This window comes from Vibrio sp. 10N.222.46.A1, assembly GCF_041473595.1.
GTDB classification, from domain to species: domain Bacteria; phylum Pseudomonadota; class Gammaproteobacteria; order Enterobacterales; family Vibrionaceae; genus Vibrio; species Vibrio tasmaniensis_A.
In genome coordinates, this window is sequence record NZ_JBFRSN010000821.1 from 1566 (window position 1) to 7201 (window position 5636).

5 protein-coding genes are annotated in these 5636 nt (G+C 41.3%); 2 read left to right on the forward strand and 3 right to left on the reverse strand.

Annotated elements, in window-relative coordinates:
* Positions 1-352 precede the first annotated feature (352 nt).
* The 3 genes from AB4496_RS20530 to AB4496_RS20540 all read right to left on the reverse strand — a co-directional run bounded on the left by AB4496_RS20530 (position 353) and on the right by AB4496_RS20540 (position 3146).
* Entirely contained in the window at positions 353-625 is a 273-nt protein-coding gene (locus AB4496_RS20530) for a hypothetical protein (RefSeq protein WP_012600205.1), read from the reverse strand.
* Between the two features lie 230 nt (positions 626-855).
* Positions 856-1359 carry an acyl-CoA thioesterase gene (locus AB4496_RS20535; RefSeq protein WP_009845804.1) on the reverse strand — a complete coding sequence of 168 codons (504 nt, stop codon included), beginning with the start codon at positions 1357-1359 and terminating at the stop codon, positions 856-858.
* Between the two features lie 893 nt (positions 1360-2252).
* A complete protein-coding gene (locus AB4496_RS20540; protein ID WP_009845803.1) occupies positions 2253-3146 on the reverse strand; it encodes a DMT family transporter in 894 nt (297 codons plus the stop codon).
* A 98-nt stretch (positions 3147-3244) separates the two neighbouring features.
* Between AB4496_RS20540 and AB4496_RS20545 the strand changes: the two genes are divergently transcribed.
* Positions 3245-4033 carry a helix-turn-helix domain-containing protein gene (locus AB4496_RS20545; protein ID WP_017101015.1) on the forward strand — a complete coding sequence of 263 codons (789 nt, stop codon included), beginning with the start codon at positions 3245-3247 and terminating at the stop codon, positions 4031-4033.
* Between the two features lie 208 nt (positions 4034-4241).
* Complete coding sequence (locus AB4496_RS20550) at positions 4242-5489, forward strand: hypothetical protein (protein ID WP_009845802.1); 1248 nt, start codon at positions 4242-4244, stop codon at positions 5487-5489.
* Positions 5490-5636: the final 147 nt, after the last annotated feature.

Consider the following 5636-nt stretch of genomic DNA (forward strand, 5'->3'; position numbering starts at 1 on the left):
TATCTCTATCTCTATCTCAGTCTCTATCTCAGTCTTTTTGGTTTCTTTCAGTCATTAAATACTGAAGTACCTCTTTCCTGAATTTTTCCGGTTTCATCTCTCTAATTGAAGACATCAACGAGTCTCACAAATCAGACACTCAGTATAGGGGGCCGCAGCTCTATTGATATATGAGTAATATTTCCATGCGTGATACTTCAATAATTTGGATGCAACGGATCGGTCGATTACACAGAAAGTGCCTATAAAGGCAGGCTCGTGTTAATGTTTTGTGGTGGGTGTTCTCGGTAGTTATTGATTTGGTGGTAAATATTTCCAAGATGGAAGAAGAAAAGGAAGAGGTGATGTGAGACTAAAACTCTTTGCTAGAAGGTGCGCAACCTAAATGCTGAAGTAAAACATAGATGCTGTCTTGATAAAGAGCTACGCGACGAAACAGATCCGCAAACGTCTGATCACCGCCAAAACAAGCTTGGATATAGTGGTTAATTTCATTCGTGTCGTAGCCTTCGACGTACAAACTTCTAACCCATTGATACTCAACTGCTTTCAAGTTCGTCAGTGTAGATTCGCAAAGGGTGGGAAATGTCGTGCTCAAAAGTGGCTCCAAGAAATTTAAATACATCCATTATGATTGGCGGTATTTAAACAGAGCAAAATGACGACTTTATTACAGTCAAAATAAATCCGTGAACAAGTATCGGATCATTTTAACTTTTGACTGGGTATCACGCTTTATAGTCAGCATTAGGTGTGTAACGGATTTACTTGGGTATAGAGAAGGAGTTGAAAATGCCAAGCAAGTACTGCCTGGCATCGTAATAAGGTTTTGTAGGTTAGATCTGCTAGTGGCGCCTATTTAAGATACTTCACGTGCGCTTCCATCTCTTCACCTATCTGCTTTCGCATGTTCATTAGGCGAATAGCCGAATCTCTTAATTCAATGTCTTCTGGCGTTTCTGGCACCCATTCTGGCACCTTAGTCGGGTTACCATTCTCATCAACAGCGACCATAATAACGATACAGTGAGTCGTTAGGCGGTTGTTGAGTTCTTTAGGGTCACTAGCTTGAACGTCGATAGCGATGTGCATAGAAGATGAACCCGTATAAATGACCTTCGCACTTACTTCAACAAGGTTTCCGACATGGATAGGAGCAACGAATCGAATACCACCAGCGTAAGCGGTAATACAGTACTTACCACTCCATCCAGCAGAACAAGCATAAGCCGCTAAATCGACCCATTTCATTACTGCACCACCATGAACTTTACCACCAAAGTTCACATCCCCGGGTTCAGCTAAAAAACGCAGAGTAACGTCTCGTTTACCATCTTGTCGGCTATTGTGACTGCTCATCTATCTTCCTTCATTATTATCGTTCTGAATAACATGCTCGTTACTTGCTAATAACAATATACTTAAGATGACATAAATTAAAGCGGATAATCTCACTAACAAGACTATTTTTTCAAACAGATGGCGAGCTGATGACTATTGATGTTTAAAGGAGGTGTACGTGACGCTCCAACAGAGGAGTACTCTATCGAGCAAGTTGGCCGAAGGGTCGATTGCAAAAAAAAACACCTAGCGGAATGCTAGGTGTTTCTAAGCCGTGTGGTACTCATATCGGTACCTTTTTGAGTTAGCCAACTAACCGTCGCTTATCTGGTTTAGTTAAAGTGATGGTATCTTAATTAATCCCAAAACGATAGTTTTGATTGTTTTCTTATAAGCTCACTTTCTGTTCGAAAAGTATAGAACCTTCGCGTGGATATTTCCTTTCGTATTATTGCCAGAAAACTCTTTTAATGCATTTTGCAGTAATAATCTGTATTTATCGGGAAATTAAGGTGTTAAAACTAAATTGGCATCAATTTTAAAGTATTCACTTTTGTATAAACCAAAGTAACTAGACGGTTCTTTTGTTGCTATAACTTTTCTCAATGGCTCATAATGATCTGGGTTACATGAGTCGTGTGACCATAGGAGAGCGATTAGATCAACAGTTACCTGCTTTCTGGAGAGTTATTCTAACGCTTTGAACACTTAAACCGTACTTAGTGCATTAAATGGAAGTTGCTGAGATATTGCAATAGTAACACCATTATTAAGCGTACTTAAAAGCTTCATGAACGAAAAATAAAATCAGAGAGCATGAATCGAGAAATCGACAATAAACAACAGTACCTGCTAACGAGGCAGGTACTGAGTGGAAAATGGAATGGGGCATTGTCGCAGGTTAAGTGGGGTTAGTTTTGCTGAGGTTGGGGAGCCTCAAGCCTTGGTTTTCTTTTGATTTGCGTGAGGATGACGCCTGAAATCACCATTGCACCACCAATAATGTGGAACTGGTTAATCTTTTCACCCAGCCAGGTGGAAGCCAATACGATCGCGATAACTGGCATCAAATTCATAAACATCGCGCTTGAATCCGCGCCAATGGTATCAATCGCTTTCACCCACATCCAAGGCGCTAAAATTGAAGCGGCCACCGCGGCGTAAGCTATCAATGGTATCGCTTGTTGCGGTGGTAAAAGCTGTTCGCTGGTAAGCCAAAGTGGCGTAAGCATCGCGACAGCAAATAGACCCTGAATGTAAATCACCACCCAGCTACTGATTGGCATTTTCCAGCGTTTCAATAACACACAGTAAGAAGCATAAACAAAGGCCGCAATTAACATATAGCCATCGCCTTGAGTCAATTCTTGATGCATGAAGAATAACGGGTCGCCTTTACCTAACATCAGAGCTAAGCCTGACAGTGACAACACACCGCCAACAATACTCAAACTAGAAATCGACTTGTGCAACAGAGGGACGCTTAAAAACACACTGATCAATGGAACCAAAGAAGTGATCAGTGCCATGTTAGAAGCGGTTGTGGTTAAGCCCGCGTAATAACCTAGAGATTGGTTCAACACCATGCCCAAAAAGCCGAGGAACGCTAATTTTGATAGGTTTGGTTTAATGACAGCCCACTGTTTCATTACTGGGCGAATACAGAAAGGCGTGAGAATTAACATCGCAAAAAACCAACGGTAAAAACTCATCGCACTAGGTTCTATAGTGCTTGCAGCAAGCTTGTTGACGATTGCATTGGCGCCCCAGATACAGACTGTAAAAAATGGTAAGAGATAATGCATGTGAGTTCCGTCGCAAATGAGTTGATGTGGCTAGTTTGACAGGTCGTTATACTTACAAGTATCTTTAGAAAGACATCAGGCGCGATAGGAAGACAAGTTTGAAAAAACACTCCAGAAACCTTCACCCATCCTTATCAATTGATAAGGCACCATCCAACGTATTTATGAATTTTGAAGCGTTTCTTTCGAACACTGAAACCCGAGTTCATAGCCACTCATGGGGACAGGTTCAATTGATCAGTGGCGGTATATTAGAGATGGAAGCGGAAAGCACCCGATTTCTAGCGCCGCCACATTTAGCGATTTGGGTACCAGCCGGGGTGATGCATTGCAGTTATAACCGTAAGCCTTTGGACTACTGCTCGCTAAATATTGCCCCAGAACTCACGCAACATCTGCCAGATAAAACCAGCCTTATAAAGATCACGCCGATTGTGTCTTCTATTATCGATGACTTTCGCGAGCGTGGAATCAATGTTGCGGAAACAGAGCAAGATCAAAGGCTCGTTCAGGTACTGCTTGACCAACTTGCGCAGCGTGAGGTTGAACACCACTTCTTGCCTTCAACTGACAATAAGTATCTAGCGCCTATATTAGCTTCTGTTGAAGAGAACCCAACCGATGAAGTGACGCTGAAAGATTGGGCTGAACGTGTCCACACTACGGAAAGAACCCTTTCTCGCCACTGCCAGACGGAGCTTGGAATGAGCTTTACCGAGTGGCGACTGCGAGTGCGCTATCTGTACTCGATGGACTTGTTAAGAAACGGCCAATCGGTCAAAGAGGTGGCTCTTACATTGGGCTATAACCAAGCCAGCCCATTTATCACAATGTTCAAACGTTACGCGAACCAGACGCCAGAACAGTATAAGAACCGTTTGTTGTGATTGGTTTCTTTCATCCGATGTATTAATAATTGATGTTTCCCTTTTTATATTTAAGTTTTTGTTATTAAAAGATTAAATTCGGTGTTGATAGCGGACGTACACGTCTGTTTCGTCAATGGTTTGAATTTGGTTATATAAGCATTTAGTTTTTTGATCGTATTTGAGTGATCATTTATATAATCACTTGCTCAAAATGCCGAGGAAAAATTTGAAATTTATTATCCCAACGATATCAGTATTAGCTGTAACACTTTCTGCATGCGGTGGTGGTAGCGATAGCGCTGCGCCACCACCTAAAAAGACTAAAACCGTAGTTCCTCAAATGTCCATAACCCCGGCATCAGGAAGTGTTGCAGATCCAAAAGATGACGTTGCAAAAAACTCTTATAGTAGTCCCGTCATGTATACAGCTAATGCTATAGGTAGTACTGATATCAAAGAGTGTATCAAGTCTCTAAACCTATTTAATATTTATAGTATTGGTTGGGACGATGAATTTAATGAAGAGCTTTCATCTAAGCAGCAAAAAGATCTCAAAGGTTTTTATGGTGTTTATGGCGCAAACGGAATTGTCGATTACTCTGCCCACACCACCGAAGCTATCGAAGCTAAAGATTGGATCAGTTATTTCTACTACGATGCAAATTTTCAAGATTGTGAAGCGCGTCGTTACAAGTCATATGCCAAGGTCAATAAAGTAGGCCAAGACATTACCGAGCTTAGCTACAAGTACAGTGTAGATGCCGATGCTACGACAAACACACCTCAACAAGATATAAGTAACTATACGGCTTGGCAAAGCGACGCTGCGAAAAACACAGTGGTTGGTTTAGTGACCAACATTACAACAGGTAGCATTCAACACAAGCAGCAACTGAAAAGCTTCACATCCGACAATGGGCGCTTTGTTGATAACGTCAATTTCAGCAAGATGTTTAGAAATAGCTATTTCTTTGAGTCTTATGACAATGGCGAAGTTGAGTTCCAAGTTGTTGGCGGTAAGGTGATTGATAGATATGCAAAATTAAACCAGTCAGCCCCAGATACATACTATGCAGTTAACTTGATTTCGGCATACTTCCCTGGTGTTGGAACAAGAATTAATTGGTGTGTACGAGGGAGCCAGTTCGTACTAAACAAAGAGACGCCTATTAGCGAAGCACAATACAGCAGCATTATTGAAAATGGTGATTTGGGAGCGGCTTACTGTGACCCATTTGATGCGAATATCAGCCAAGTTCGTTACTACGATACAAAAGGAAGTATAGTCTCAGACAGCTCCGCAATTGCGCTTGAGTTAAACAATAAGTTGGCACAAGGCACTATTGTTAAAGACAAGTTGGATCAACGAGTAGCAAATAAGAAATTGTACTTAGGAAAAACACACAGTGAATATTTCCAAGATACTTCTTTGGCGAATCAAGTTGATCAGATCAAAGCCGATTTGACTAAATAGGCTTGCTACCGGGTTTAAGCTCTCATCTGATTAAATAAGTCATAGCCGAATGCAGGAGAATAAATGCGTTCGGCTATTTTTTGTACCATTTATTTTTCTTAAATAAACTGATTGCATATTAAATTGGTTTGTATCATGCCTTTGGCT

Excerpts from the sequence above, each read along its gene's own strand:
- AB4496_RS20530 (WP_012600205.1), bottom strand. The coding sequence starts at position 625 with ATGTATTTAAATTTCTTGGAGCCACTTTTGAGCACGACATTTCCCACC.
- AB4496_RS20540 (WP_009845803.1), bottom strand. The coding sequence starts at position 3,146 with ATGCATTATCTCTTACCATTTTTTACAGTCTGTATCTGGGGCGCCAAT.
- AB4496_RS20535 (WP_009845804.1), bottom strand. The coding sequence starts at position 1,359 with ATGAGCAGTCACAATAGCCGACAAGATGGTAAACGAGACGTTACTCTG.